Genomic DNA, 25,875 nt, shown 5'->3' with positions numbered 1-25,875 from the left:
CTCCCGTTCGTTTCTTGTCAGAAGCGGAAACTGGCCCACGCCGCCAGAAAATCCGAATTCTTGTAACCGGCGTTCGACAGCGCGTCCTTCACCATCATATGTTCGTAGCGCCCGGTCAACGACACCCGCGGCGTCAGCGCCCAGACCGCCTGCGCGCGGATCAGGTTGGCGATGTGCTTGCCCGCTACGTTCTGCGTGTTGGCGAACGCCGCACCGGATGCGCGGTATACCGCCTCGTCCTCGTTCGGGCGCCACGCCATCGTGAACTCGCCGGTGACACGCAGGTTCTTGACCGGCTGCACCGTGATGTTGGGCGAGATCGCCAGCAGGTTGGTCGGGGTCAGGAACAGCTGATAGCTGTAGTAGATGTTGTTGCCGTACAGGCCGCTGGGCGTGCGCAGCGTGCCCGTGCCGCTGGCCCCGCCGCCACCGCTGGCGTAGTCGACGTGAACGCCGACCCGCGGCGCGCTGGCATCCTTGGCCACGCGCCACGTCTGCGCCAGGAACACCTGCCACGCGCTGATGTCGCGGTCGTTGAATTCTCCGTCCTGATAGTTGACGGTCCAGTCGACGGTGGTGCGGTCCACGTCACCGTACAGGTGCAGGCCGTAGAACATCCGTTCCTCACGCGCGGTCTGCCCGCCCCACGCCGCGTTGCGGTTGCGCAGCCGCCACACGAACGGATCGAAGAACAGCTTCGACGTGCCGAGGAAGTCGTTGGGCACGGCGTAGCCAAACGTCACGCCGCTGAACCGGCGCGACCCGTCGGTGCGATCGTCGCTCATCCCCTCTCGCCCGTAATTGACGAAGCGCAGGTCGAAGACGTCGGCGCGCAGGCGCTTGCCGCGCGCATAGCCGCGCACGCCGTCCAGCACGAAGTGCAGCGTCGGATCGTCGCGCACCGCCATCAATAGATTGGGGCCGTCGGAGAATTCCTGACGCCCACCACGCACGCCGACCTCCGCGTCGCCGATCCGGCCTTTCACCTCGCCGAACCCCTGTTGCAGGGTCAGTGCGTTGCGCAGGTTCGCGCCGGGGGTGCCGAGATTCACGCCGTCGAGCCGCGCCTTCGCCAGTTCGCCGTAGAAGCGGACATGCTCGCCCAGGTGCAGGTCGGCGCCCGCGAATATGCGGTAACGCTCCTGCCGTTGCGCCTCGCGGTCGCGCAGGTCGGGATTGGTCGTCGCCTGCACGCGGTAACGGAACTCGCCCGACAAGGTGAGATAGACCTCGCCATCCTGCGTCAGCGGCAGATACTTCAGCCGGTCGAGCGGGTCGTCGCGCTTGGCGGGATCGCGCATCGTGCGCCAGTCCTCGGCCCAGCGCGAGACGTTGTACTTGCCCTGCACCGTTCCCTCGCCGTTGCCGATCGCGGGATAACCGACGACGGACGGCGTGGCGGGCGCTTCCTTCGTCCCGGTCAGTTGCGGCGCGACGGGGTCGAGCGGCGCGGCGAGCGCGGGAAATGCGGCCAGCACGGCACCACCGAGCAGCATGCCGCGAATCGCCATCCTGGCGCCGCGCACGTCGTTGGATTCGTCGTACATTCGTCCCTCTCTTGCCGTGTCCCTCGGCTTGCACACAGCATGAAGCGTACAGGCACATTCGCGAAAACTATCTGCGCGATACGGTAAAGTTATGAATTACCGGGTAACTTTTAATTGACCTTAGTATGGATCAGCTCGACGTTCGCGAAATCCTGCGTGACTTCACACGCCCGGATGCGATATCCCGCACTCATGCCCCTGCTTCGGCGTCCTGTGCGGCTGATCGTCCCCTTGGCGATCCTGATGGCGACGGCGCTGTTCTATCTGGTCGCACTGTCGTGGACCACGCGCCGAGCGCGTGATGAAGCGCAGGATGCCGCGCTGGCAACCGCACGGCAACAGGCACGGCTGCTCGACAGCGAGCTGGCCAAGTACCGGTTGCTGCCGATCGTGCTGAGCGAATATGGCGACCTGCGCGACGCGCTGACCGGCGGGGTCGGCACCGACGCGGCGCGTCGGCTAGACCGTAAGCTGGCGCCGCTGGCGCAGCGTACCGGCGCAGCGGTCATCTACGCGATCGACGCGCGCGGCATGACGGTGGCGGCGTCGAACGCCGCGACGCCGAGCAGCTTCGTCGGCCACGACTATCGCTTCCGCCCGTATTTCCGCCTGGCGGTACGGAACGCGGCCGCGGAATATTTCGCGCTGGGCAATGTCAGCGGCCGCCCCGGCCTGTTCATGGCGCGGCGCATCGACGGCACGACCGGGCCATTGGGCGTGGTGGTGGTGAAGGTCGAATTCGACGCGGTGGCGCGCGCCTGGGCGAACGATCCCGGCACCACGATGCTGATCGACCCGCACGGCATCGTGCTGGCCTCAACCGACCGGCGCGAACGATTCCGCACGTTGCGCCCGCTGTCGCCCGCCACACGGACGGGGATCCGCGCCAGTGGGCAGTTCGGGCGCGAACCCTTGCCGTTGACGTCGCTGCGGCCCGGCGCGGACCCGCGTTTGCTGAGCGTGACCACCACGCTCGACACGTCGGGATGGCAGTTGATGCGCACGGTACCGTTCGCCGGGGCACTGCGCGAGGCGACGGGGCTTGCCCGACTGGCGACGGCCACGCTGGTGCTGGTGCTGGTGCTGCTCGCCGGGTTGCTGACCTGGCGCGCCACCCGTGCGGCGCGCGGCGCGGCGGTGCGCACGGCGTTGCGGGAGGCGGTGACCGAGCGCACTGCCGAACTGAGCGCGGAGATGGAGCGCCGCGCCGAGGCCGACCGCCGGTTCCGTGCCGCACGCGAGGAATTGGCGCAGGCCAACCGGCTCGCGTCGCTCGGCTCGATCACCGCCGGCCTTGCGCATGAGATCAACCAGCCGGTCGCGACGATCCGCACGCTGGCGGAGAATGCGCAACATCACCTCGACCACCACCGGCTGGACCGCGTGCGCGCGACGCTGGAAAGCGCGGTGGCGCTGACGGCGCGGATCGGATCGATCACGCAGGAGATGCGGCGGTTCGCGCGGCGCGGCACCGGCCGAATCGAGCCGGTGGCGCTCGACGAGGTGATCGAGGGCACCAGATTGCTGGTCGGCGACCGGCTGCGTGCTGCGGGGGTGGCGATGGACTGGCCGCGACACGGGCAGCCCTCGGTGATCGCGGGGCGCGTGCGGCTGGAACAAGTGCTGGTCAATCTGGTCAACAATGCCGTCGATGCCGTGACCGGGCGCGACCATCCACGTGTGGCGTTGCTGGTGGAAGAGGACGGGGAGTGGGTGAGATTGACCGTGGCGGATAACGGTGGCGGGATCGACCCCGTGCTGGGCGAAGAGGTGTTCAGTCCATTCGTCACCGGCAAGCCCGAGGGGCTGGGACTTGGGCTAGGCATCGCGCGCGACATCATGGCGCAGTTCGAGGGCAGCCTGAAGATCGCTGCCTCGCCCCTGGGCGGCGCGGCGTTCGTCGCGACGTTGCGGCGCGCATGAGCGAGACACCGACGCCCGCCCCCGCGCTGCGGGTCATATTGATCGACGACGACGATGACCTGCGCACCGCCATGGCGGACAGTTTCGCGATCGCCGGGATCGACGCCGAGCCGTTCGCCGATCCGCGCGCGGCGCTGGCGCGGCTGGGCGCCGACTTCCCCGGCGTGATCGTCAGCGACATCCGCATGCCGCGGATGGACGGCCATGCGGTGGCCGAGGCGGTGGCGGCGCGCGATCCGGAACTGCCGGTGATCCTGATGACCGGGCATGGCGACATCGCCACCGCGGTCGCTGCATTGAAGCGCGGCGCATGGGACTTCATCGCCAAACCGTTCGCCGCCGACCATCTGATTGCCAGCGTGCGCCGCGCGCTCGACTTCCGGCGGCTGGTGCTGGAAAATCGTCGGCTGCGGATCGCCGCGCAAGAAGCGGAAACGCAATATCCGCTGATCGGCGAGACGCCGGTAATGGTGCGGCTGCGCGAGACGATCCGGCAACTGGCCGATGTCGATGTCGACGTGCTGGTGGAGGGGGAGACGGGAACCGGCAAGGAACTGGTCGCGCTGTTGCTCCACCGGTGGAGCCACCGTCGCACCCGCCAGTTCGTCGCGGTGGATTGCGCCGCGCTGCCCGACGCGATCGCTGACGAAGCGCTGTTCGGCAGCCGGGCGTCGCCGGGCCGCGTCGCCGATGCCGATCGCGGCACGCTATTCCTGGACGAGATCGACAGCATGTCGCCGGCGCTTCAAGGCAAGCTGCTGCGCGTCGTTGAGGAACGCGAACTGCCGCAGCCGGGTGCTGCGCCACGCATCGTCAACCTGCGCGTGGTGGCCGCTGCCAAGACCGACCTGTCGACCGCCGCGCGCGAGGGCCGGTTTCGCGCCGACCTGCTGTACCGGCTGGAAACCGTGCGGTTGCGCATTCCCCCGCTGCGCGAACGCCGCGCCGACGTGCCGCTGCTGTTCGCCTTCTTCCTGGGGGAGGCCGCCGAGCGGTTCGGGCGACCGCGACCGATGATCGATGCGGCGGTCGAGGCGCGGCTGGTGAGCGACGACTGGACCGGCAACGTGCGAGAATTGCGCAATTTTGCGACGCGGGTCGTGCTAGGGCTGGGCGGCGGCGATGCGAGCGCCGCCGATCAGCTGCCACTGTCGGAGCGCGTCGACCGGTTCGAGGCGGCGACGATCCGTGCCACGCTGGAACGGGTGCGCGGCGACGTGGGGGCTGCGGCGGCGGAGTTGCAATTGCCGCGCCGCAGCCTCTACGACCGGCTGCAACGCCACGGGATCGAACCCGCCACCTTCCGCCCGGCCGCGCGCCCCCACGAGTGATGCGTATGATGTTCCGCCTGTTCGCCGTTCTGCTCGCGCTCGCCACGCTTCCGGCGCACGCCGCGCCCAGCCTGCTGGAGGTCGACCAACGGCTGGCGGCGATCGCGTGGCGGCTGACGACCGCCAATGCCGCCCTCTGCCGCGACCAGCAGCCGGTGATCGGCGCGACGCTGCATGCCGCCGATCAATATCCCGCCGAGGTACGCGACGGCTTCGCCGCGCCGGTGGCGGTGGAACTGGTCGTGCCGGGCGCACCCGCCGCGCAGGCCGGGGTGGTCGCGGATGACGGCGTGATCGCGATCGATGGCCAGCCGCTACCCGCGCCGGTGAGGAGCGATGCGCTGACCAGCGCGACCCGCGACGCGGCGCAGGCCCGGATCGCCGCGCGCGTCGTCTCCGCGCCCCTGCCGCTGACGCTGCGGCGTGCCGGAACCGAGCGCCGGGTGGTGGTGCAGCCGCGCGTCGGCTGCCGCGTCGAATTCGAGGTGCTGACCGGACGCAAGCTGGGTGCCTCGTCCGACGGGAAGGTCGTGCAGGTCGGCAGCGCGCTGTTCGAACGGTTCGGCGATGACCAGATCGCGGTCGTGGTCGCGCACGAACTGGCGCATGCGATCCTGCGCCATCGTGTCCGCCTTGAGACGGCGGGCGTCAAATGGGGGCTGCTGTCGGAATTCGGCCGTAACGCGCGGCTGTTCCGCCGCACCGAAACCGAGGCGGACCTGCTCGGCGCCTATCTGCTGCGCAATGCCGGCTGGGACCCGCAGCTGGCGGTGCGTTTCTGGCGCGAACATGGATCGAGCATCGACGGCGGCATGTTCCACAGCCGCACGCACCCCTCGGCAAAGGATCGCGCCGCCGCGATCGCTGCGGAACTGGCCACGATGCCGGCGGATGCGCCGCTGCCATACCAGCCGCCATTGCTGGCGCAGCGCGACGAAGCGCTCAAATAGGGCGCGAAAGCCGCCGCGATGGCGGCCCACCCGTTCGGGGTTCTTGTTGCGGTCTCGACCGAAGTCCGGTCCTGCTTCGACGCAGACCGATGTTCAGTCCTGGAGGCCGGACGGTCCCGCTTCGATCCGTCATCCGGAGGTGCTGCGGCCCCGCTCGCCACGCGGCCCGCGACCGCGCCCGCACAGCGACGTTACGCCGCGATGCGCATTTCCAGCCGGTCCCAGATCTCGACCAGCGCATCGGTCAGTTCGCGCATCATCGCTTCGCTGTGCGCCGGACCGGGGGTGAAGCGCAGGCGCTCGGCCCCGCGCGGCACCGTCGGATAATTGATCGGCTGCACGTACACGCCATATTCGGCGAGCAGGATATCGCTGATCTTCTTGGCTTTCACGGGATCGCCGACCATCACCGGCACGATGTGCGTCTCGCCCGTCATCACCGGCAGCCCGGCGTCACGTAGCATCGCCTTCAACGTCGTCGCCGCCGCCTGCTGCCCGTCACGCTCGGCGCTGGACTGCTTCAGGTGGCGCACGCTCGCCAATACGCCCGCGACCAGCACGGGCGACAGCGATGTCGTGAAGATGAAGCCCGGCGCGTAGCTGCGGATGACGTCGACGATCGTGCGATCGGCGGCGATATAGCCGCCCATCACGCCGAACGCCTTGCCCAGCGTCCCCTCGATGATCGTCAGCCGATCGGCCACGCCGTCCCGTTCCGAAATGCCGCCGCCACGCGGGCCGTACATGCCGACCGCATGCACCTCGTCGAGGTAGGTCAACGCATTATACTTGTCGGCCAGGTCGCAGATCGCACCGACCGGCGCGACATCGCCCTCCATCGAATACACGCTTTCGAACGCGATCAGCTTGGGTGCGCCGGCATCGTCGGCGGCCAGCAGCTCCTCGAGATGCGCCAGATCGTTGTGGCGGAACACGCGTTTCTCGCATCCCGAATTGCGGATGCCCGCGATCATCGAGGCGTGGTTCAACTCGTCCGAATAGATGATGCACCCCGGCAGCACCCGCGCCAGCGTCGACAGCGTCGCCTCGTTCGAGACATAGCCCGAAGTGAACAGCAATGCGGCCTGCTTGCCATGCAGGTCGGCCAGTTCGCCTTCGAGGTTGATGTGATAATGCGTGTTGCCGCCGATGTTGCGCGTGCCGCCGGACCCTGCGCCGACATCGTGCAGCGCCTCTTCCATGGCCGCGATCACCTTGGGATGCTGCCCCATCGCGAGATAGTCGTTCGAGCACCAGACGGTGATCGGCTTCGGCCCATTGTGCCCGGCGAAGCAGCGCGCGTTGGGAAACATCCCCTTGTTCCGAAGGATGTCGATGAACACGCGGTATCGACCCTCTGCGTGCAGCCGGTCGATCGCCTGGGTGAACACGCGCGAGTAATCCACGCCGCGCGCCTCGATGCTCTCCGTCGTCATGGTGCCCGCGATTACTCCCTGCCGGCGACGATAGCCAGCGCAGAACCACATTCTCTATGATCGAAAAGGGTGGACAAATTGCCCTACCCCGCGGTGTCACAAGGCGTCCACCGCCGAAAAGCCGTGTGCCGACAACCTGTCCGCGATTCGCCGTTCGCGCCCGTCCAGCCGGGTGAAGACCAGACGATGCGCCGGGGGCTCCGCAGGCCAGCCCTGGCCGGTGGTCAGATATGCGATGCGGCGTGCGATCCCCGGCCCGCCGTCGACGAAGCGGACATGCGGCGGTACGACGGCGGCCATGTCGCCTTCCAGCAGCGGGAAGTGCGTGCACGCGTTGACGATCACATCGATTCGCTCGCCGCCGGGCTGCCCGAACAGCCCGTGCAGTTCGGCGGCCACCGCGTCCGCGGCTGGCGCGACACCCTCAAGCACCCGTTCAGCCAGCTCGACCAGCCGTGCCGATCCGTGACGCAACACGGTGCAGTCGCCCGCGAACCGCGCCGCGAGATCGTCGACATAGGGCTGCCTTACGGTCGCTTCGGTCCCCAGCACGCCGATGACGCGCGTGACGCTCATCGCCGCCGCCGGCTTGATCGCGGGCACGGTGCCCACGACCGCGACGTCGAGCGCGGCGCGCACCGCAGGCAGCGCGATCGTCGAGGCGGTGTTGCACGCGATCACCACCAGCCGCGGGCGGTACCGCTCCACCAGCCGCCCGAGCAGTGCAGGCACGCGCGCGGCGATCTCCGCCTCGCTGCGCGTGCCATAGGGAAAGCCGGCCGAGTCCGCGGCGTAGACGATCGGCGCATGCGGCAGCAGCAGCCGCGTCGGCGCAACCACCGACAAGCCGCCGACGCCGGAGTCGAAAAACAGGATCGGGGCGTCGTCGCTCACGCAACGCGCTTAGTCCGGATCGGCGAGGTCGGGCAACGCTGTGCGGTGGCGTACCCGAAATGTTTCGGCTAAGGCCGTCGTACGAAGGGGGATGGGACGCTGCCGACCGAGATCTTCTGGATGGCGCCGTTCGCGGCGTTGCTGATCGGATACCTGTTGGGTTCGATCCCGTTCGGCGTCCTGTTGACGCGCATGACGGGCGCAGGCGACCTGCGGACGATCGGTTCGGGCAATATCGGCGCCACCAACGTGCTGCGCACCGGGCGCAAGGGACTGGCGGCGGCGACGCTGCTGCTCGATCTGGCCAAGGGGCTGGTCGCGGTGCTGGCGGTGGCGTGGATGTGGCCGGGCGAACAGCCGCTGGCCGCGGCGGGCGTGCTGATCGGCCATTGCTATCCGGTGTGGCTGCGCTTTCGCGGCGGCAAGGGCGTGGCGACGCTGATGGGCGTCGCGCTGGGGCTCGGCTGGCCGATCGGGCTGGTGTTCGCGCTGCTGTGGCTGGCATTGCTGGCGGGGACACGCGTCTCTTCGCTGGCCGGAATGGCGGCCGCGATCAGCACCCCGGTCACCGCCGCGATCCTCGGCAATTTCGACATCGTGCCGTTGTTGATGGCGCTGGCGGCGATCGTGTTGTGGAAGCATCGCGCGAATATCGCCCGGCTGATCGACGGTACGGAGCCGCGCGTCGGCAAATCGAAGGTCGATGCGACGGACGATCCTGCGGGTGGATGATCGGATGAGTGGGTGACCGGGCCGGTGGATGATGTGGCCGCCCGGCTACGGCTGATCCGCACACCATCGATCGGACCGGTCAGCTATCGCCAGTTGCTGGCACGGTTCGGGTCGGCGGCGGCGGCGCTCGATGCCTTGCCCGATCTGGCGCGACGCGGCGGCGGTCGCCTTCCGCAGCCGCCCTCGCCGGCCGCGATCGAACGCGAGCGGCAGCTGGTCGAGAAGCTCGGTGCGCGATTGCTGTTCCTCGGCGACGCCGATTACCCTCCATTGCTGGCGGAAATTGACAATGCGCCGGCGGTGTTGACCGTGCGCGGCGACCTGTCGCTGACGACGCGTGTCCCGGTGGCGCTGGTCGGGGCGCGCAACGCGTCGGCCGCGGCGTGCCGCTTCGCCCGCGGCATCGCGCTGGAACTGGCGACGGAGGGGGCCAGCGTGATCTCCGGGCTAGCGCGGGGGATCGACACCGCCGCCCATGAGGGCGCGGGCACCGCGACGATCGCCGTGATCGCGGGCGGGATAGACGTCGCCTACCCGCCCGAAAACGCTGCCTTGCAGGAGCGGATCGCGGGCACAGCGCTGTTGATCGCGGAGATGCCGCCGGGCACCGAGCCGCGCGCGCGGCACTTCCCGCACCGCAATCGCATCATCGCGGGGCTGGCGCTGGGGACGCTGGTGGTGGAGGCTGCGCCGCGTTCCGGCTCGCTCATCACCGCGCGGCTGGCGGGGGAGCAAGGACGGGAGGTGATGGCGGTGCCCGGCCATCCGTCGGACCCGCGTGCGCAAGGATGCAACACGCTGATCCGCGACGGCGCGACGTTGGTGCAGAATGCCGCCGACGTGCTGGAGCAGTTGCGCCCGATCGATGCGCGGGCGGCGGTGCGCGCGCCCGCACCCGGCTGGGGCGCGCCGCCGCCGGAGGATGCCAGCGATGCCGAGCGGGAACGAATCGGCTCGCTGCTGGGGCCGGTCGCCGTCGGGGTCGACGAACTGGTGCGGCAGGCCGGCTGCGCTCCCGCGGTGGTGCAAATGGTGCTGCTGGAAATGGAACTCGCCGGGCGGCTGGAACGCCACGCCGGCGGGCGGGTCAGCCTGAGCTGAGCCGCGTCGTGAACCGATGCGCACCGGTGTGCAGGCCGCCAGCATCGTCGACGGCGCAAAATCCACCTTGGACGCCCCACCCACCCGCTATTGACCCCTCCCCCGCCCCGCTCCACCCTCGCGTACACGTGTGAAGCACCCTAGTTAGGCATCAATGCAGCTCGTCATCGTCGAATCGCCCGCCAAGGCCAAAACCATCGAGAAGTATCTCGGTTCGGATTATCGCGTCCTCGCGAGCTATGGTCACGTCCGTGACCTGCCGCCACGTGACGGATCGGTGAACCCCGACGACGGGTTCGCGATGGAGTGGGAAAACTACGCCGACAAGGCCAAGCAGCTGAAGGCGATCGCCGACCTCGCCAAAACGGCCGACCGCCTGATCCTGGCCACCGATCCCGATCGCGAGGGTGAGGCGATTTCGTGGCACGTGCAGGAGGTGCTGGCCAAGCGCAAGGCGCTGCCCAAGGACGTGCAGCGCGTCACGTTCAACGCGATCACCAAACAGGCCGTGACGCAGGCGATGCTGTCCCCGCGCGAGCTGGATACCGACCTGATCGACGCATATCGGGCGCGACGGGCGCTCGACTATCTGGTCGGCTTCACGCTGTCGCCGGTGCTGTGGCGCAAGCTGCCGGGTGCCAAGTCGGCGGGCCGCGTACAGTCGGTGGCACTGCGCCTGATCGTTAGCCGCGAACGTGAGATCGAGGCGTTCCGCGCCCAGGAATATTGGTCGGTCACCGCCGCGATGGAGCAGGACGGCACGCCCTTTTCCGCGCGGCTGGTGCAATGGGAGGGCAAGAAGCTCGACCGGCTGTCGATCGGCAACGAGGGCGACGCGCTGAAGGCGAAGGCGGCGGTGGAGGCCGGACGCTTCTCGGTCCAGACCGTCGAGACCAAGCCCGCCACGCGCAATCCGCCGGCACCCTTCACCACCTCGACATTGCAGCAGGAGGCCGCGCGCAAGCTGGGCTTCTCCGCCGACCATACGATGCGGATCGCGCAGCAACTGTATGAGGACGGCGCGATCACCTATATGCGGACGGATGGCGTGCAGATGGACGGCAGCGCAATCTCAGCCGCGCGCGCCGCGATCGCCGATCGCTACGACGGCAGTTACGTGCCCGACAAGCCACGGCAATATCAGGCCAAGGCCAAGAACGCACAGGAAGCGCACGAGGCGATCCGGCCAACCGATTTCGGCAAGGATCGCGTCGGCGGCGGCGATCACGCGCGGCTGTACGATCTGGTGTGGAAGCGTGCGCTGGCGTCGCAGATGGCGTCGGCGCGCATGGAGCGCACCACCGTCGACCTCGCCGACGGCACCGGCCGCAACGTGCTGCGCGCGACCGGACAGGTAGTGCTCTTCCCCGGTTACCTCGCGCTGTACGAGGAAGGGCAGGACGACAGCCAGGACGACGATGCACGCCGGCTTCCTCGCATGCGCGAGGGCGATGCCCCCGCCCGCAAGAGCGTCGATGCCGAGCAGCATTTCACGCAGCCGCCGCCGCGCTTCTCCGAAGCGTCGCTGGTCAAGCGGATGGAGGAGCTGGGGATCGGTCGCCCTTCCACCTATGCCTCGATCATCAAGACGTTGAAGGACCGCGCCTATGTGCGGGTCGAGAAGAACCGCTTCTTCGCCGAGGAATCGGGCCGGCTGGTGACCGCGTTCCTCGAACGGTTCTTCGAACGCTACGTCGGTTACGATTTCACCGCCGGGCTGGAGGAGGAGCTGGACGACGTGTCCGGCGGCCGCGCGCAATGGCAGGCGGTGCTCGATGCCTTCTGGCGCGACTTCAAACCGCGCACCGCCGAGGTGATGGAGCAGAAGCCGAGCGAGGTGACCGCCGCGCTCGACCAGTTCCTCGCGCCGTATCTTTTTCCGGAAAAGGCCGACGGCTCCGATCCCCGGCTCTGTCCCGCGTGCAGCGCCGGGCAATTGGCGCTGCGGGGCGGCAAGTTCGGTGCGTTCATCGCGTGCAGCAACTATCCCGAATGCAAATTCACGCGCCGCTTCGCCCAGGGCGGTGAGGCGGATGGCGAGGATGCGGGGCCGGAGACGCTGGGGCAGGACCCCGACACCGGATTGCCGGTGGAGCGCAAGAGCGGACGGTTCGGGCCGTATATTCAGCTGGGCGACGGCAAGGAAGCGAAGCGTGCGTCGATTCCCAAGGACATCGGCGAGCTGGATCTGGAGATGGCGCTGAAACTGCTGCGCCTGCCGCGCACCATCGGCGTGCATCCCGAAACCGGCAAGGACATTGCGGCCAGCATCGGTCGCTACGGTCCCTATCTGGTCCACGACGGAAAATATGCGCGGCTGACCTCGACGGCGGAAGTGTTCGAAACGGGCATGAACGCCGCGGTCGTCAAGCTGGCCGAAGCGGCGGCGGGCGGCGGGCGACCGGCGCGCGGTGCGGCGCGCGCGCCGCTGAAGGTACTGGGTGCGCATCCGCGAACCGAGGCGGAGTTGCGACTGATGGAAGGGCGTTACGGCCCCTATGTCACCGACGGCACGACCAATGCGACGCTGCCCAAGACGGTCGCGCCCGAGCAGCTGACCCTGGAGGAAGCCGCGCAGCTGATCGACGATCGCGCCGCAGCGGCCCCGGCGGGCAAGACGAAGAAGAAGGCGCCGGCGAAGAAAGCGCCTGCCAAGAAGGCGGCGGCGAAGAAGCCGGCAGCGGGCAAGACCACCGCCGCGAAGACGCCCGCTGCAAAAGCGAAGAAGGCGGACGCCGGCGAGGAGTAAGGGGGCAAGCGGGCACTAACCAGGGCCGATCGCCATTCGGCCGTGTCCGCAAGCGCCGTCATTGCGAGCATGGCGACGCAATCCAGCGTTCCGCGCGACGCTCGGATTGCGTCGCTACGCTCGCAATGACGGGTGGGTGGAGCAAATTTGCACGATCGTGCGAGCGCAATTCGCTCTAACAGCTGAGCAATCTACAATGGCGCGCAATCCAGCACCCATAGGACGCCGGATGTCCATCGAGCCCAAACCGCCATTCCATCACGTATGGCGGCGCGCGACGCGAGCGTTTTGCGAAGCAGCCCGGCGGCTGCGGAGCTGTGCCGATACTTCGCCATACCGATCTGCGGCGCGATCTCGTCATTTCTCAGGAACGTGCCGTTCGCGACCAGTCGCGTATCCGCCTCACCATTAGCGATGCCGCGGTGCCACAGGCGGGTGTGGAACCGCATCTCGCGCGCTTGACCGGGCAGTAGCGGCATATCAACGCAATAGATCCGATAGCCGAACCGCCCGAAATTGTGTTCCGGCCCCCTCGTCGTTTCGACGATTGCGAACCATCCAGGACGGCAAGCACCCGGCTCCCGCCTCTTCGAGCGTGACGACGGACCGGCTGATCGATCCGGAGGAGATGCCCCGGCCCATCCCGGACGAAGACCGCCGGCTCGCTGCCTCCGGCAGCGCCGAAGATCACATCTTTCCCAGCAATTCCTTGATCGACACGAACGCGAACCCCACCGAACTATCCGCGATGCCGTAGGGCATGAACAACTTGTCGCCATGCTTCATCGCGCCGCAGGTGTAGACGACGTTCGGCACATAGCCTTCGCGATCCTGATCGGCCGCGGCGAGGATCGGTGATCGCGTGCGCCCGATGACGCGAGCGGGATTTTCCTTGTCGAGCAAGGCCGCACCGATCGAATATTTGCGCATCGCACCGACGCCGTGGGTCAGCAGCAACCAGCCTTCATCGATCTCGATGGGCGGGCCGCAATTGCCGATCTGCACGAACTCCCACGGGAATACGGGCTTCAGGATCAGCTCGCCATCGTCCCAATGGGTCAGGTCGTCGGTGCGCAGCAGGTACAGGTTTTCGCCATCCTGCCGCCCGATCGAAAGATATTGGCCGCCGACCTTGCGCGGGAATAGCGCGATGCCCTTGTTGCGGGCGGCGCTGCCAGTCATCGGGATCAGATCGAACGCGCGGAAATCACGGGTGCGCATCAACTCGGACTGGATCGTCGCCCCGTTATAGGCGGTGTAAGTGCCCAGCCATTCGAAGCTGCCGTCCTCATGCTGGAAATGCACAAGGCGCAGATCCTCTAGTCCCTTCGACTGTGCGTCGGTGATCGGGAAAATCACCGTGCCGGACAAAGTGCTGTCGCGGTGACGATGGACGGTCACCGGGCCATGTGGCGGCGCTTCCTCATCGGTACCCGTAGCATCCGTAGCGGTCGCGAACGGCGGCTCCGGCGCCAGTTTCAGCTCGTTGTTGCTGGTGATGATGCCTTCGCGGAAGGCCACCGAGGAAATATGACCCTCCCCGACCGCGCGTAGCGACATGACGATCCGCTGCGCGCCATCCTCCATCCCCGACTGATCGGGGTGCGGGACGGCGCTGGGGTTCATCAGCGCGGCGGCAGCGTAGCTGTATTCGTGACAGAAATACGCCCCGATCAGCTGCCGCTTCTCATCGGAGATGCGACTGCCGTCCAGATCGTGCGCCGCTGCGATCTCGTCATAGCGGGTCATGAACACGCGACGCGTCTGCCAGTGACGCGCCTCGAAATCCTTGAGCACGAGGTCGAGCTGGTCGCGCGCCTCCTGCGGCGACATGTCCATGACCTCGCTGATCAGCCGCTGCGAACGGCTGACGCCTTTTGCGTTGGCGATCCAGCCGATGTGAAAGGGACGGACCACCACGCGCGACGGGTCGGCGTGCAAACGTAGCCGGTGGTTGAACAGCTCCAAGGACCAGCCTCGTATATTGTGACGTCAGGACACGTGCGATGCCGCCATCAGGCGATAACGCGTGCCGTCCCTGCCACGCTTCCCGCGCGCTTTGAAAGCCCTGAAATGGCGCAGGACGCCATTTGTAACGCAAGAATGGACTCAGCGCCCTGATTGCGGTTCAAACCGGTCGGCATCAATCCGTCGAAACAGCCGCCGTCCCGCTGCGTCGCCAGCGGCAGATCGAGGTCGTTCACGCCCAGGTACCAGTCGTACGCGCGCTTCGCCTCATCGAACCAGCGCATGTCGCCCGTGGCGTCGAAAGCCGCCGCGCATGCGTCGATCGTCGCCTGCGCCTCCAGCGGCTGCTGGTCGAACGGCAGCGGCTCGGCATAGACCCGCCCGAAACTTTCCGAGCCGACCGCGCGGAAATGCCCCTCCGGCGCGGTCTGACGGCCGACGATCCAGTCCAGCGTATCCAGACCGCATGCGATCAGGTCCGCCCGCCCCAACGCCATCCCGGCACGAAGCATCGCCTCGGGCAGGCGAGCATTGTCATAGGCCAGCACGATCTCGAACCAGCCCCATTCCGGACGGCGCGCCGCGTCGAGCAACGCAAGATGCTCGTCAGGGAAGCGACGAAGGATCTGCAACGCCATATCGTGCCCGGGCGACGCTTCCAGCATCGCCGCCGCACCCAGCATCGCGAACGCCTGTGCCCGCGGACTGCCGAGGTCGAGTGCGAGGCTGGCAGTGGCGTCGAACATCGCCTTTGCCCAGTCACGATGCTTGGCTTCGCGCGCGTCGCGAGCGGTGACACCCAGCGACCACAGCGCGCGGCCGTTCGAATCCTCCGATCCGACATCCTCGCACCACGTGCGATCGAAGTTCATGAAATTGCGAAAACGACGCGCATCGGGATTCCACGCATATTGGACGAACGATGCATAGATCGTCATCCACTTGTCGCGGGTGACGGGATCGAGATCTTCGACGCTGCTCATCAGCATCAGCGCCCGGGCATTGTCGTCGATACAATAACCGTGACGCCGGTCGGGCACCGAAAAGATCGAATGCTGGAGCATCCCGGTGGCATCGCTCATTCGTTCAACGGCCAAGATATCGGGAGCCAACACCTGTTTGTCGGCCTTTCCGGCGTGGAGCAACCGATGCGGTCGCGTCGCCAGGCTTGCTATCAACTCGTCCATCGCCTTCTCCACCACGCGCGGCCAGATCATCGTGCGGCCACGCGCGTAGGCACGAGCCGACAATTGCCCGATATTTCGGGAACTGCCGAGCAGGTCATTGATTTCACGCGCGAATGCGGCGGAATCTCGAAAGTCGACCAGCACGCCGTGCCCGTCGGCCAAAATTTCGGTCGCGTGAACATAGGGAGTGGATACCACCGCCTTGCCGACACCTACCGCGTAGCTGAGCGTCCCGCTCGTGATCTGCGCCGGGTTCAGATATGGCGTGGCGTAGATGTCCGCGGCTTGCAGATAATCGATCAGATCCTCGTGATCGACGAAGGCGTCGATAAACGCCACATTCGATCCGACGCCGAGCCGGTCGGCATGCGCGCGGAGCGAATCGCGATACTTTTCACCTTCGTGCGCGACGAGATTGGGGTGGGTCGCGCCAAGTACGACGTACATCGCGTCGGGATGCCGCTCCACCACCGCTGGCAGCGCCTCGATAATCGTTTCGATCCCCTTGCCAGGGGCGAGCAGCCCGAAAGTGAGGATGACGCGCCTCCCGGTCCAGCCAAAACGGCCCTTGAACGCCTCCGGATCGGCGAAGGGGCGATCCGGCACGCCGTGCGGGATGTTGGCGATCTGCTTCGGGTTCGCGCCGTAGACGCGCTCGAGAATGTCGCGACCACGTTCGGCCATCACGATGACCTTCGCGGCACGCCGCAACAGTCCTTCGAGAACGGTACGCTCCGCAGCGCTTGGTTTTTCAAGGACGGTATGAAGTGTGACGATCAGCGGGATCGAAACGCGATCGAGCAGATCGAGGATATGCCCTCCCGCCTCACCGCCGAAGATGCCGTATTCGTGCTGAAGCCACAGCACCTGCGCTCCGCTGTTCTCGATCGCGCGGGCCGTGGCGATATAGGCGGTTCGATCATGCTGCGGGATGGCGCCGGTCACGGCCGCCGGATAGTCGTAGCGACCAGGATGATCGTCCATCGCGTAGACGTCGACCTGCATATCGGGGAAGCGCGCACGCAGAGCCTGGTAGGTATCGGTGGTGAAGGTCGCGATCCCGCACTTTCGCGGCAGGAAATTACCGATCAGCGCGATATGCCCAACGTCCAGCGCTCCGGTCGACTGCTTCATCCCCTTACCTCTGCAAATGGATACGGCGCCCGCTGCGCTCGTGGTCAAGGGGTAAAACTCCTGTAAAGACGAAAGGTTGCTGACATTCCGCACCGCAGCATGGGACGGTGCTTCATCCACGACCGCGATAGGGTGCAACGCCTTGTTCCGGGAGCCACAATCCCTGCGGCGGGGCGCCCGATTGCCAGAAGACGTCGATCGGCATGCCCCCGCGTGGATACCAATAGCCGCCGATGCGCAACCAGCGCGGCCGCATCTCGCGGAACAGGCGCTCGCCTATGCCGACGGTACAATCCTCATGGAAAGCGGCATGATTGCGGAACGACCCCAGAAACAGCTTCAACGACTTCGACTCGACGATCGTCTCGTCGGGCGCATAGTCGATCACCAGGTGCGCGAAATCGGGCTGGCCGGTCACCGGGCACAGCGACGTGAACTCCGGCTGGGTGAAGCGCACCAGATAAGTCTGCGCGGACCGTGGGTTGGGAACATAGTCGAGCACCGCCTGCTCGGGAGAGGCGGGTAACGTGCTGGCCTGGCCTAGATGCATCGGGGTCATGCGCCGGCACATAGGACGGCGAGACGCGAATTGCGACCTGTTCCCCGGTGGCGCGCGCACGCTATGGAAGCGTCATGCATGCTCTCGTCACCACAGAATGGCTCGCTGGGAACCACGCCGCGCCCGGCCTACGCATCCTCGATGCAAGCTATCACGTCGGACTGCCAGGGGAGGCGCCGCGCGATGCCGCCGCGGCGTTCGCGGGCGGGCACATACCGGGCGCAGCCTTCATGGACCTCGCCGGGTTCGCCGAACCGGACGCAGCCCTTCCCTCCACCATGCCGGGCGCGACGCATTTCGCCGCCTGTGCCGGACGGCTGGGGCTGCATGCCGACGACCAGATCGTGCTGTACGACGACGCGCCGCACCGCACCGCCGCCCGCGCATGGGTGATGCTACGCGCCTTTGGCTTCGGGCAGGTCGCGCTGCTAGACGGCGGGCTTGCGAAGTGGATCGCGGAGGGGCGGACGCTGGAGCAGGGTGGAGCCGCCGTCGCGCAGACCACGGTGGACGTCGCGAGGTCGGGTATCGGGCTGGTCGATCTGCCGGCGATGCGCACGATCCAGCAGGACGCCAGCATCCAGATCGTCGATGCGCGTTCCGCCGCCCGCTTTTCCGGAGCGGAGGCCGATCCCCGCCCCGGCGTCGCGCCGGGTCATATGCCCGGGGCGCGCAACCTCCCCTATCCGCAGCTGTTCGAAGCCGACGGGACATGGAAGCGGGATGGTGCGCTCGCCGCTGCCTTCACGGCGGCGGGCGTCGATCCGGACCGACCGATGGCGATGACCTGCGGCTCGGGGATCACCGCCAGCGTGCTGGCGTTCGGCGCGCACCTGCTGGGCGCGCAGGCCACGGTCTACGACGGTAGCTGGACCGAATGGGGCGGCGACCCCACAACCCCCAAAACCACGGGTGAGGCATGAGCGACCACGACGACGATCTGCGCCCTGCCACCCGGCTGGTGACCGGCGGCCGCCGCCGGGAATGGACCGGCGGCGTGGTCAACACCCCGGTCTGGCGCGCCTCGACGATCCTGTACGACGACGTCGCGCACCTTCGCGCGACCGGCGCGCGCGACACCCACCACCGGCTGTTCTACGGTCGACGCGGAACCCCGACGCAGTGGAGCCTTGCCGATGCGCTGACCGATCTGGAGCCCGGGGCGGAGGGAACGTTCCTCTACCCCTCGGGCGTGGCCGCGGTGTCGGCGTGTCTGCTGACCCTGCTGTCGCCCGGCGACGAGGTGTTGCTGGTCGACAGCGCCTATGATCCCACGCGCGGCCTTGCCGACAAGCTGCTGGCGCGCATGGGGGTGACGACGCGCTATTACGACCCGCTGATCGGGGCCGGAATCGCCGGGCTGATCGGCGAACGCACGCGCGTGATCTTCATGGAAAGCCCCGGCAGCCTGACCTTCGAGGTGCAGGACGTGCCCGCGATCGTCGCCGCCGCGAAGGCGCGCGGGGTGGCGACGGTCATCGACAATACATGGGCGACGCCGCTGCTGTTCCCGGTGATCGAACGCGGCGTCGATTACTCGATCATCGCCTGCACCAAGTACATCGGCGGCCATTCCGACGTGATGATGGGATCGGTGACCGCCGGGCCGGGGCGCTTCGCCGCGCTTCGCGACACCAGCTTCCAGCTTGGGCAGGTGGTAAGCGCCGACGACGCCTATCTCGCCAGCCGCGGCCTGCGCACGATGGGTGTCCGGCTGGACCGGCATGAGGCGAGCGCGCTCCGCATCGCGCAGTGGCTGGCGGCACGCGCCGAGGTGGCGCGGGTGCTGCACCCCGCGCTGCCCTCCTGCCCCGGCCACGACATCTGGCGGCGCGACTTCCGCGGCGCGGCGGGGCTGTTCTCGTTCGTGCTGGCGGGAGGCGACGACGCGGCCCGCACTGCCTTCATCGACACGCTGGTACATTTCGGGATCGGCTATAGCTGGGGTGGCTTCGAAAGCCTGGCGGTCCCCGTCGACCCGCAGCGTCACCGTTCCGCCACCACCCCGGATTTCGCCGGGCCGCTGGTGCGGCTACAGATCGGGCTGGAGGATGCGGACGATCTGATCGCGGATCTCGAACGCGGACTGGACGCGTGGCGGGCGGCGCAGGCGTGAACGACCTCACCGCATTGTTCGAGATGGTGCCGGCGCAGGCCGACCTGGTCGAACTGGCGATGGCGGGGACACTGACGCTGATCGCGCTGGCCGCGGGCGTCGCGGCGCAGCGGATCGCCGGTGCGCGGGTCGCGCAATGGTGGCGCGACCGCGTCGGCGCGCATGTCGAGGGATTGCGCCCGCGCATCGCCACGATCGTGCGGCACGGCGTCGCCGCATTGCTGCTCGCGTTCGTCTATGTCGTGTGGGGATGGGGTCCGCTGGCCGCGGCGGCGATCGGCTTCGCGATGGCGGCGGCGGCGACGCTGACCGCGCACCAGTTGATGCGCGGCGTCGGCATCCCGCGCTGGGCGGCGGCGGTGGTCGAGGTGGTGGTGTTCACCGCCTTGTTCAGCCACGCGGTCGGCGGGCTGGAGCCGATCACCTCCACGCTGGACGCGATCGGCGTGACGGTGGGGACCAGGCGGCTGTCGCTGCTGGCGCTGGTCGGCGCATTGGTGACGCTGGTGGTGTTGATGGCGATGGTGCGGCTCGCCAACCGCATTACCGCGCACACCATCTCGCATGCGCGCGCGTTCGACCCCACGCAGAAGGTGCTGGCGCAGAAGATCGCCGGGATCGCGATCGTCGTTTTCGCCTTCCTGTTCGGGATCGACCTGCTGGGTATCGACCTGACCGCGTTCGCCGTCTTTTCCGGCGCGTTCGGGCTGGCGGTCGGGTTCGGCATGCAGAAGACGATCGGCAACCTGATCGCGGGGATCATCCTGCTGCTGGATCGCTCGATCAAGCCGGGCGACGTCATCGCGGTCGGCACCAGCTTTGGCTGGGTCAACAAGATCGGGGTCCGTGCGGTGTCCGTGGTCACGCGCGACGGCAAGGAATATCTGATCCCGAACGAGGATCTGATGACCCGCGAGGTCGAGAACTGGTCCTATTCCGACCGCAACGTCCGGGTGCGGATTTCCGTCCGCGTCCCCTACGACTGCGACCTGACGCTGGCGCAAGAGTTGATGCTGAAGGCCGCGCGCGAATCACCGCGCGTGCTCGACAGCCCCAAGCCGAACGTGTGGCTGACCGCGTTCGGCACGGATGGCGTGGAGCATGAGATACTGGCGTGGATCAGCGATCCCGAGAGCGGCGTGGGTAACGTGCGCTCGGACGTGCTGAACCGTTTATGGGTGATGTTCCGGGAAGCCGGGATCGGCATGCCGTTCGCTCAGCGCGACATCTACGTACGAAGCCTGCCGGGTCGCGAGGCGGACGACGCCGCATGATTGCGCTGTGGCTGCGCCGCCCGCTGTCTCGGAAAAGAGTGGAAGGCACCGGGAAAACGTATTTCAGCCGGGGCTGATCGCCGATGGCTGTGGTGCGCGCCTGCCGGTGCAGGAGCGCACCACTCGGGATTACTTTGGCTGCGGCGTCGGAGCAGCGGCCGGCGTGGGCGGGGTCGACGGCGCGGGTGAGGCCGTCGGTGCGGTTGCCGCAGCGCCGCCCACCGAAGCACGTGCATCCTGGCCGTCGCCCTGCGGCGCGGCGACGATGTCGCTGGTCGTCTGTCCCTTGTCGATGACGTTGGTCTGCGGATCGCCGACGCCCGAACGGATGCCGGGGGTCGCTGCTGTCGCGCCGCCGGCCTGGTCGATCACGCTGGTCTCGCCTGCGCTGCGCCGGGCGGGGCCGCCGAACAGCGCGTCGATCGCCTGCGCCTGCGGGTTGTTGCCCTGCGTACGGGCGGCGCCCGGCTGGGGCGGGACCAGCGCGAAATCGGGTGGGATGATGAGCGGCGCCTGACGCGCCACCGCGAACTCGTCGGGACGCGCGCGGTCGTAGCCACGCTTTCCGCAACCGCCGAGCAGCGCGAGCGTCGCCATGGTGGACACGACGACGACAGACTTACGCATGGACATTCTCCGAAACATCGTCGCGCTTCTCGCGGATCACGAGCGCGCGCACCAGCAGAATCAGCACGCCGATCGTGATCGCGGCATCGGCGACGTTGAACACCAGGAACGGCCGCCACTCACCGAAATGCAGGTCGGCGAAATCGACCACATAGCCCAGCCGGATGCGATCGAGAATGTTGCCGAGCGCGCCGCCCAGCACCAGCCCCAACGCCAGCTGGTCCGCCCGCTTGCGCTCGCGGAACATCCACACCGCCACCGCCGCCGCGATCGCGGCGGTGAAGGCGACCAGCAACCAGCGCGTCGTGTCGGTCTCCGCGCGCAGCATTCCCAGCGACACGCCTTCGTTCTTGGTGAAACGCAGGTCGAAGATCGGCACGATCGTGCGATACGCGCCGAGGAAATCGATCTGCAGCGGCCCGGTTACCCACCATTTCACCAGTTGGTCGATCGCGAACACCACGCCCGCGATCAACATGCCGCCGCGCGGGATCACGCCGTCGTTCCCGCAGCCGCGGCGCCGGTCACCTCGTCACAGCGGGCGCACAGGTCGCCATCCACAGCGACATCGGGCAAGTGCCGCCAGCAACGCCCGCATTTGTGATAGGCGGTGCGCGTGACCTCGACGGTCGGTGCCTCCGCCACTCGCGCGACGATGAACAGCTCGGCCAGCGCGTCGGCGTCCAGCGGCAATTCGGGGACGGTCACCTCAGCCTCCAGGCTGGAGCGGATCGTCTTTTCGCGACGCAGCGGCTCGATCGCCTCGGTCACCCGCTCGCGAAGGGCGCGGATCGCCAGCCAGCGTTGCGACACGTCCTGTGCGGCCTGATCGGGCAAGACCGGCCATTCCAGGAAATGCACCGAATTGTCGTCGGCCGGGAAGCGCGCCTGCCATGCCTCCTCCGCGGTGAAGACCAGCACGGGCGCGGCGTAGCGCACCAGCGCGTGGAACAGCACGTCGAGCATCGTGCGATAGGCGCGCCGCTTCGTGTCGCCCGCCGCGTCGCAATAGAGCGAATCCTTGCGGACGTCGAAAAAGAACGCCGACAGATCCTCGTTGCAGAAATCGGTCAGGCGGCGGACGTAGCGATTGAACTCATAGCCGGTCGCCGCTTCCTTCAGCTCGCGGTCGAGCGCGTGGAGCAGGTGGAGCATGTACCGCTCCAGCTCAGGCATCTCCGCCACCGGCACCCGCTCGCCATCGTCGAACCCGTCGAGCGCGCCGAGCAGGTAGCGGAAGGTGTTGCGCAGCTTGCGATAGGCGTCGGACGAGGTCGCCAGCACCTCCTTGCCGATCCGCACGTCGTCGAAATAGTCGGTCGATACTGCCCAAAGCCGCAGGATGTCCGCGCCCGATTCGCCGATCACCTTCAGCGGATCGACGACGTTGCCGAGCGACTTGGACATCTTGCGCCCTTGCCCGTCCAGCGCGAAGCCGTGCGTCAGCACCGCGTCATAGGGCGCACGCCCGCGCGTGCCGCAGCTTTCCAGCAGCGACGACTGGAACCAGCCGCGATGCTGGTCGGACCCTTCGACATAGAGGTTCGCGCGCGTGCCGGCCCCGTACCGCGCCTCGACGACAAAGGCGTGGGTGCTGCCCGAATCGAACCACACGTCCAGGATGTCGTTGACCGGCTGATAGTCGGCCGCGTCGTGGGCGGACCCCAGCAGCGCCTGATGGTCGGCGGTGAACCATGCGTCCGCGCCGCCTTCCCGGAAAGCGGCGACGATCCGCGCGTTGACCGCCGCATCGTTCAGATACTGGCCGGTTTCGCGGTGGACGTAGAGCGCGATCGGCACGCCCCACGCACGCTGGCGGCTGATGACCCAGTCCGGGCGGCCCTCCACCATCGAGCGGATGCGGTTCTCCGCACGGGGAGGCACCCACTGCGTGCGGGCGATGGCGTCGAGCGCGATCTGGCGGAGCGTGGCGTCGTTGCTGGACGAGGCACCGTCGCCAGAGGTTCCGGCCTGCGCAGCGCCGGGCTGCTCAGCGCCTGGCCGGGCGGAGTCGCCAGCCGCGCCCGCCTGGCCCGCGGCGACATCCATCGGGATGAACCATTGCGGGGTCGCGCGGAAGATCACCTTTGCCTTCGACCGCCACGAATGCGGATAGCTGTGCGCGAAATCATCGCTGGCGGACAGCAGCCCGCCGGTCGCGCGCAGGTCGGTACAGATCGGCCCTTCGGCGGCGACGAACTTCTTGTTGATGACGCTGCCCTGCCCGCCGAGCCACGCCCAGTCAGCGCGGTACATACCCGCGCCGTCGACGGCGAACACCGGCTCGATGCCGTTGGCCTTGCACAGCAGGAAGTCGTCCTCGCCATGGTCGGGGGACATGTGGACCAGGCCGGTGCCGGCGTCGGTGGTGACGAACGCGCCTTCGAGGAACGGGCGCGGGGTCGCGAAGAAGCCGCCCAGATGATGCATCGGATGCCGCGCGGTCGCGCCTTCCAGCACCGGCCCCTTGATGAGCGCGATGATCTTGCCCATCGGTATGCCCGTGCGCTTGATGAACGCCGGCATCAGCGGCTCCGCGACCAGATAACGCCGTCCGTCATGCTCGAACTGCAGGTAATCGATCGCCGAGCCGTAGGCGAGCGCCTGATTGACCGGGATCGTCCACGGGGTCGTCGTCCAGATCACCGCCAGCGTGCCGGCCAGCCCCGGATATTCGGGACAGTCGATCACCTCGAACCCGACGTCGATCTGCGTCGAGACGACATCCTCATACTCGACCTCGGCCTCGGCCAACGCGGTCTTCTCTACCGGGGACCACATGACCGGCTTCGCGCCGCGATACAGCAGGCCGCTCTCGGCGAACTTGAGCAATTCCGCCGCGATCGTCGCCTCGGCCTCGTAGCGCATGGTGAGATAGGGATTCTCCCAATCGCCCATGATGCCCAACCGCTCGAACTCGGCGGCCTGCACCGCGACCCATTTGTCGGCATAGGCGCGGCATTCGGCGCGAAATTGCGCGACCGGCACCTGGTCCTTGTCCAGTTTCTTGGCGCGATACGCCTCCTCGACCTTCCATTCGATCGGCAGGCCGTGACAATCCCAGCCGGGCACGTACGGCGCGTCATAACCCATCAACGAACGGCTGCGGACGATCACGTCCTTCAGCACCTTGTTCATCGCATGGCCCATGTGGATGTCGCCGTTGGCGTAGGGCGGACCGTCATGGAGGATCCACCGCTCACGTCCCTGCCGCTGCTCGCGCAGCCGGTCGTAGACACCGATCCGCTTCCAGCGGTCGAGGATCGCGGGCTCCTTCTGCGCGAGGCCCGCCTTCATGGGGAAGTCGGTCTTCGGCAGGAAGACGGTATCGCGCCAGTCGCGCGGTGTATCGGGTGCGTCGGCCATGTGGGCGACAGCCTTAACGAGGCTCTAGCCCGCCAGCAACTCGCGTGCGCGGGCACAATCGTGGTCCATCTGCGCGATCAGCGCCTCCAGCCCGTCGAACTTGGCCTCGGCACGCAGCCATTCGATCAGTTCCACCTCGATTCGCTGCCCGTACAGATCGCCGGCGAAGTCGAAGAAATGTGGCTCCAGCAACTCCTTGGGCGGGTCGAAGGTCGGACGGATGCCAAGGTTCGCCGCGCCATTCAGCACGCGCCCATCGGACAGACGACCACGTACTGCATAGATCCCGTAGGCGGGGCGGAGATACGGTCCCATGTCCAGATTGGCGGTCGGATAGCCGATCGTGCGGCCCAGCTTGTCGCCGTGCTGCACGATCCCCTCGATCGCATAGGACCGCGTCAGCAGCCGCGCCGCGCCGCGCGGATCGCCACCACGCAACGCACCCCGGATGCGGGTGGAGGACACCGGTTCGCCGTCGAGCATCACCGCGCCGACGGTGTCGACCGAAAAGCCCGCCGACTCGCCGGCGGTGCGCAGCGTCGCGATGTCGCCGCTCTTGGCACGCCCGAAGGTGAAGTCCTCCCCCGTCACCACCCCGCCGACGCGCAAGCCAGCCGCCAGCCGCTCCGCGACGAACGCGTCGGCGGTAAGCGCGGCAAGCGCCGCGTCGAAATGGAAAACCACCATCGCATCGACCCCCGCTGCGGCGAACAGCCGTTCGCGCTGATCGAGCGTGGTCAGCCGGAACGGCACGGCATCAGGGCGGAAATGGCGGACCGGATGCGGGTCGAAGGTGGCGACCAGCGCCGGGCGGCCTTCCGCCCGTGCGCGATCGACGGCGCGCGCCACCACCGCCTGATGGCCGAGGTGGAAACCGTCGAAATTGCCGAGCGCTACGATCCCGCCTGCCAGATGCGCGGGCACCGTCGCGCCGCCGTCAAGCCGCTGCATCGGCTGCCCTTAGCGGCTGCCCATCCGCTG

At 67.6% G+C, this 25,875-nt stretch carries 20 protein-coding genes; 9 read left to right on the top strand and 11 right to left on the bottom strand.

Annotated elements, in window-relative coordinates; genetic code table 11:
• Positions 1–17: 17 nt before the first annotated feature.
• On the bottom strand, positions 18–1,547 hold the full coding sequence (locus ASE95_RS12320; protein WP_235528303.1) for an alginate export family protein: 1,530 nt from the start codon (positions 1,545–1,547) through the stop codon (positions 18–20).
• Positions 1,548–1,790: 243 nt separating this feature from the next.
• Here ASE95_RS12320 and ASE95_RS12315 point away from each other — a divergent pair, with 243 nt between their 5' ends.
• Genes ASE95_RS12315 through ASE95_RS12305 form a run of 3 tightly spaced genes read left to right on the top strand, consistent with a single transcriptional unit; the run spans position 1,791 to position 5,751 of the window.
• Positions 1,791–3,470 carry a sensor histidine kinase gene (locus ASE95_RS12315; protein WP_235528302.1) on the top strand — a complete coding sequence of 560 codons (1,680 nt, stop codon included), beginning with the start codon at positions 1,791–1,793 and terminating at the stop codon, positions 3,468–3,470.
• Positions 3,467–4,801, top strand: coding sequence for a sigma-54-dependent transcriptional regulator (locus ASE95_RS12310; protein WP_056636589.1), 1,335 nt, complete (start codon positions 3,467–3,469; stop codon positions 4,799–4,801). Before ASE95_RS12315 ends, ASE95_RS12310 begins: the two co-directional genes overlap by 4 nt.
• Positions 4,802–4,809: 8 nt before the next feature.
• Positions 4,810–5,751, top strand: a complete 942-nt coding sequence (locus tag ASE95_RS12305) for a M48 family metallopeptidase (protein WP_056636887.1) — start codon at positions 4,810–4,812, stop codon at positions 5,749–5,751.
• A 191-nt stretch (positions 5,752–5,942) separates the two neighbouring features.
• On the opposite strand, the gene hemA is transcribed toward ASE95_RS12305, so the two are convergent.
• Positions 5,943–7,187 (bottom strand): 5-aminolevulinate synthase, encoded by a 1,245-nt coding sequence (gene hemA / locus ASE95_RS12300; protein ID WP_056636587.1) that lies wholly within the window; start codon positions 7,185–7,187, stop codon positions 5,943–5,945.
• Positions 7,188–7,283: 96 nt separating this feature from the next.
• Complete coding sequence (gene murI, locus ASE95_RS12295) at positions 7,284–8,081, bottom strand: glutamate racemase (RefSeq protein WP_056636585.1); 798 nt, start codon at positions 8,079–8,081, stop codon at positions 7,284–7,286.
• A 120-nt stretch (positions 8,082–8,201) separates the two neighbouring features.
• Here murI and plsY point away from each other — a divergent pair, with 120 nt between their 5' ends.
• The 3 genes from plsY (at position 8,202) to topA (ending at position 12,663) form a co-directional block, all read left to right on the top strand.
• Positions 8,202–8,813: a glycerol-3-phosphate 1-O-acyltransferase PlsY gene (plsY, locus tag ASE95_RS12290; RefSeq protein WP_056636583.1), complete on the top strand. Its 612-nt coding sequence runs from the start codon at positions 8,202–8,204 to the stop codon at positions 8,811–8,813.
• A gap of 12 nt (positions 8,814–8,825) precedes the next feature.
• On the top strand, positions 8,826–9,914 hold the full coding sequence (gene dprA, locus ASE95_RS12285; protein WP_082450117.1) for a DNA-processing protein DprA: 1,089 nt from the start codon (positions 8,826–8,828) through the stop codon (positions 9,912–9,914).
• Between the two features lie 154 nt (positions 9,915–10,068).
• A complete protein-coding gene (topA, locus tag ASE95_RS12280; RefSeq protein WP_056636580.1) occupies positions 10,069–12,663 on the top strand; it encodes a type I DNA topoisomerase in 2,595 nt (864 codons plus the stop codon).
• Positions 12,664–12,854: 191 nt separating this feature from the next.
• On the opposite strand, the gene ASE95_RS12275 is transcribed toward topA, so the two are convergent.
• From ASE95_RS12275 to queF, 4 genes are all read right to left on the bottom strand, one after another.
• Entirely contained in the window at positions 12,855–13,142 is a 288-nt protein-coding gene (locus ASE95_RS12275; RefSeq protein ID WP_056636579.1) for a hypothetical protein, read from the bottom strand.
• A 208-nt stretch (positions 13,143–13,350) separates the two neighbouring features.
• On the bottom strand, positions 13,351–14,631 hold the full coding sequence (locus ASE95_RS12270) for a glycoside hydrolase family 130 protein (protein WP_056636577.1): 1,281 nt from the start codon (positions 14,629–14,631) through the stop codon (positions 13,351–13,353).
• A gap of 47 nt (positions 14,632–14,678) precedes the next feature.
• Positions 14,679–16,952, bottom strand: a complete 2,274-nt coding sequence (locus ASE95_RS12265; protein ID WP_056636575.1) for a glycosyltransferase family 4 protein — start codon at positions 16,950–16,952, stop codon at positions 14,679–14,681.
• Positions 16,953–17,064: 112 nt separating this feature from the next.
• A complete protein-coding gene (gene queF, locus ASE95_RS12260) occupies positions 17,065–17,511 on the bottom strand; it encodes a preQ(1) synthase (protein ID WP_056636572.1) in 447 nt (148 codons plus the stop codon).
• A 74-nt stretch (positions 17,512–17,585) separates the two neighbouring features.
• Between queF and ASE95_RS12255 the strand changes: the two genes are divergently transcribed.
• From ASE95_RS12255 to ASE95_RS12245, 3 genes are read left to right on the top strand one after another with little or no spacing between them, the layout of a single operon-like run.
• Positions 17,586–18,434 carry a sulfurtransferase gene (locus tag ASE95_RS12255; RefSeq protein WP_056636881.1) on the top strand — a complete coding sequence of 283 codons (849 nt, stop codon included), beginning with the start codon at positions 17,586–17,588 and terminating at the stop codon, positions 18,432–18,434.
• Complete coding sequence (gene metC, locus ASE95_RS12250) at positions 18,431–19,627, top strand: cystathionine beta-lyase (protein WP_056636570.1); 1,197 nt, start codon at positions 18,431–18,433, stop codon at positions 19,625–19,627. The genes ASE95_RS12255 and metC overlap by 4 nt, the downstream gene beginning before the upstream one ends.
• Entirely contained in the window at positions 19,624–20,901 is a 1,278-nt protein-coding gene (locus ASE95_RS12245) for a mechanosensitive ion channel family protein (protein WP_235528301.1), read from the top strand. The genes metC and ASE95_RS12245 overlap by 4 nt, the downstream gene beginning before the upstream one ends.
• Positions 20,902–21,030: 129 nt before the next feature.
• On the opposite strand, the gene ASE95_RS12240 is transcribed toward ASE95_RS12245, so the two are convergent.
• Genes ASE95_RS12240 through ASE95_RS12225 form a run of 4 tightly spaced genes read right to left on the bottom strand, consistent with a single transcriptional unit; the run spans position 21,031 to position 25,845 of the window.
• Positions 21,031–21,528: a DUF3035 domain-containing protein gene (locus tag ASE95_RS12240; RefSeq protein WP_056636568.1), complete on the bottom strand. Its 498-nt coding sequence runs from the start codon at positions 21,526–21,528 to the stop codon at positions 21,031–21,033.
• The gene (gene lspA, locus ASE95_RS12235) at positions 21,521–22,006 is read right to left on the bottom strand and encodes a signal peptidase II (protein ID WP_056636874.1); all 486 of its coding nucleotides are present in this window, start codon (positions 22,004–22,006) and stop codon (positions 21,521–21,523) included. The genes ASE95_RS12240 and lspA overlap by 8 nt, the downstream gene beginning before the upstream one ends.
• Positions 22,007–22,020: 14 nt before the next feature.
• Positions 22,021–24,894 carry an isoleucine--tRNA ligase gene (gene ileS / locus ASE95_RS12230; protein WP_056636566.1) on the bottom strand — a complete coding sequence of 958 codons (2,874 nt, stop codon included), beginning with the start codon at positions 24,892–24,894 and terminating at the stop codon, positions 22,021–22,023.
• Between the two features lie 24 nt (positions 24,895–24,918).
• The gene (locus ASE95_RS12225) at positions 24,919–25,845 is read right to left on the bottom strand and encodes a bifunctional riboflavin kinase/FAD synthetase (RefSeq protein WP_056636564.1); all 927 of its coding nucleotides are present in this window, start codon (positions 25,843–25,845) and stop codon (positions 24,919–24,921) included.
• Between the last annotated feature and the right edge of the window lie 30 nt (positions 25,846–25,875).

This window comes from Sphingomonas sp. Leaf231 (genome assembly GCF_001421995.1).
GTDB lineage: Bacteria > Pseudomonadota > Alphaproteobacteria > Sphingomonadales > Sphingomonadaceae > Sphingomonas.
The sequence above is the reverse complement of the archived record's forward strand: the minus strand, read 5'-3'. Positions and strand labels throughout refer to the sequence as shown.

Bases quoted from the DNA above. Each gene is read 5' to 3' on its own strand.
- ASE95_RS12320 (WP_235528303.1), bottom strand. From the start codon at position 1,547: ATGTACGACGAATCCAACGACGTGCGCGGCGCCAGGATGGCGATTCGC.
- ASE95_RS12315 (WP_235528302.1), top strand. From the start codon at position 1,791: ATGGCGACGGCGCTGTTCTATCTGGTCGCACTGTCGTGGACCACGCGC.
- ASE95_RS12310 (WP_056636589.1), top strand. From the start codon at position 3,467: ATGAGCGAGACACCGACGCCCGCCCCCGCGCTGCGGGTCATATTGATC.
- ASE95_RS12305 (WP_056636887.1), top strand. From the start codon at position 4,810: ATGTTCCGCCTGTTCGCCGTTCTGCTCGCGCTCGCCACGCTTCCGGCG.
- hemA (WP_056636587.1), bottom strand. From the start codon at position 7,187: ATGACGACGGAGAGCATCGAGGCGCGCGGCGTGGATTACTCGCGCGTG.
- plsY (WP_056636583.1), top strand. From the start codon at position 8,202: ATGGCGCCGTTCGCGGCGTTGCTGATCGGATACCTGTTGGGTTCGATC.
- topA (WP_056636580.1), top strand. From the start codon at position 10,069: ATGCAGCTCGTCATCGTCGAATCGCCCGCCAAGGCCAAAACCATCGAG.
- ASE95_RS12275 (WP_056636579.1), bottom strand. From the start codon at position 13,142: ATGCCGCTACTGCCCGGTCAAGCGCGCGAGATGCGGTTCCACACCCGC.
- ASE95_RS12265 (WP_056636575.1), bottom strand. From the start codon at position 16,952: ATGAAGCAGTCGACCGGAGCGCTGGACGTTGGGCATATCGCGCTGATC.
- queF (WP_056636572.1), bottom strand. From the start codon at position 17,511: ATGACCCCGATGCATCTAGGCCAGGCCAGCACGTTACCCGCCTCTCCC.
- ASE95_RS12255 (WP_056636881.1), top strand. From the start codon at position 17,586: ATGCATGCTCTCGTCACCACAGAATGGCTCGCTGGGAACCACGCCGCG.
- metC (WP_056636570.1), top strand. From the start codon at position 18,431: ATGAGCGACCACGACGACGATCTGCGCCCTGCCACCCGGCTGGTGACC.
- ASE95_RS12240 (WP_056636568.1), bottom strand. From the start codon at position 21,528: ATGCGTAAGTCTGTCGTCGTCGTGTCCACCATGGCGACGCTCGCGCTG.
- lspA (WP_056636874.1), bottom strand. From the start codon at position 22,006: ATGTTGATCGCGGGCGTGGTGTTCGCGATCGACCAACTGGTGAAATGG.
- ileS (WP_056636566.1), bottom strand. From the start codon at position 24,894: ATGGCCGACGCACCCGATACACCGCGCGACTGGCGCGATACCGTCTTC.
- ASE95_RS12225 (WP_056636564.1), bottom strand. From the start codon at position 25,845: ATGCAGCGGCTTGACGGCGGCGCGACGGTGCCCGCGCATCTGGCAGGC.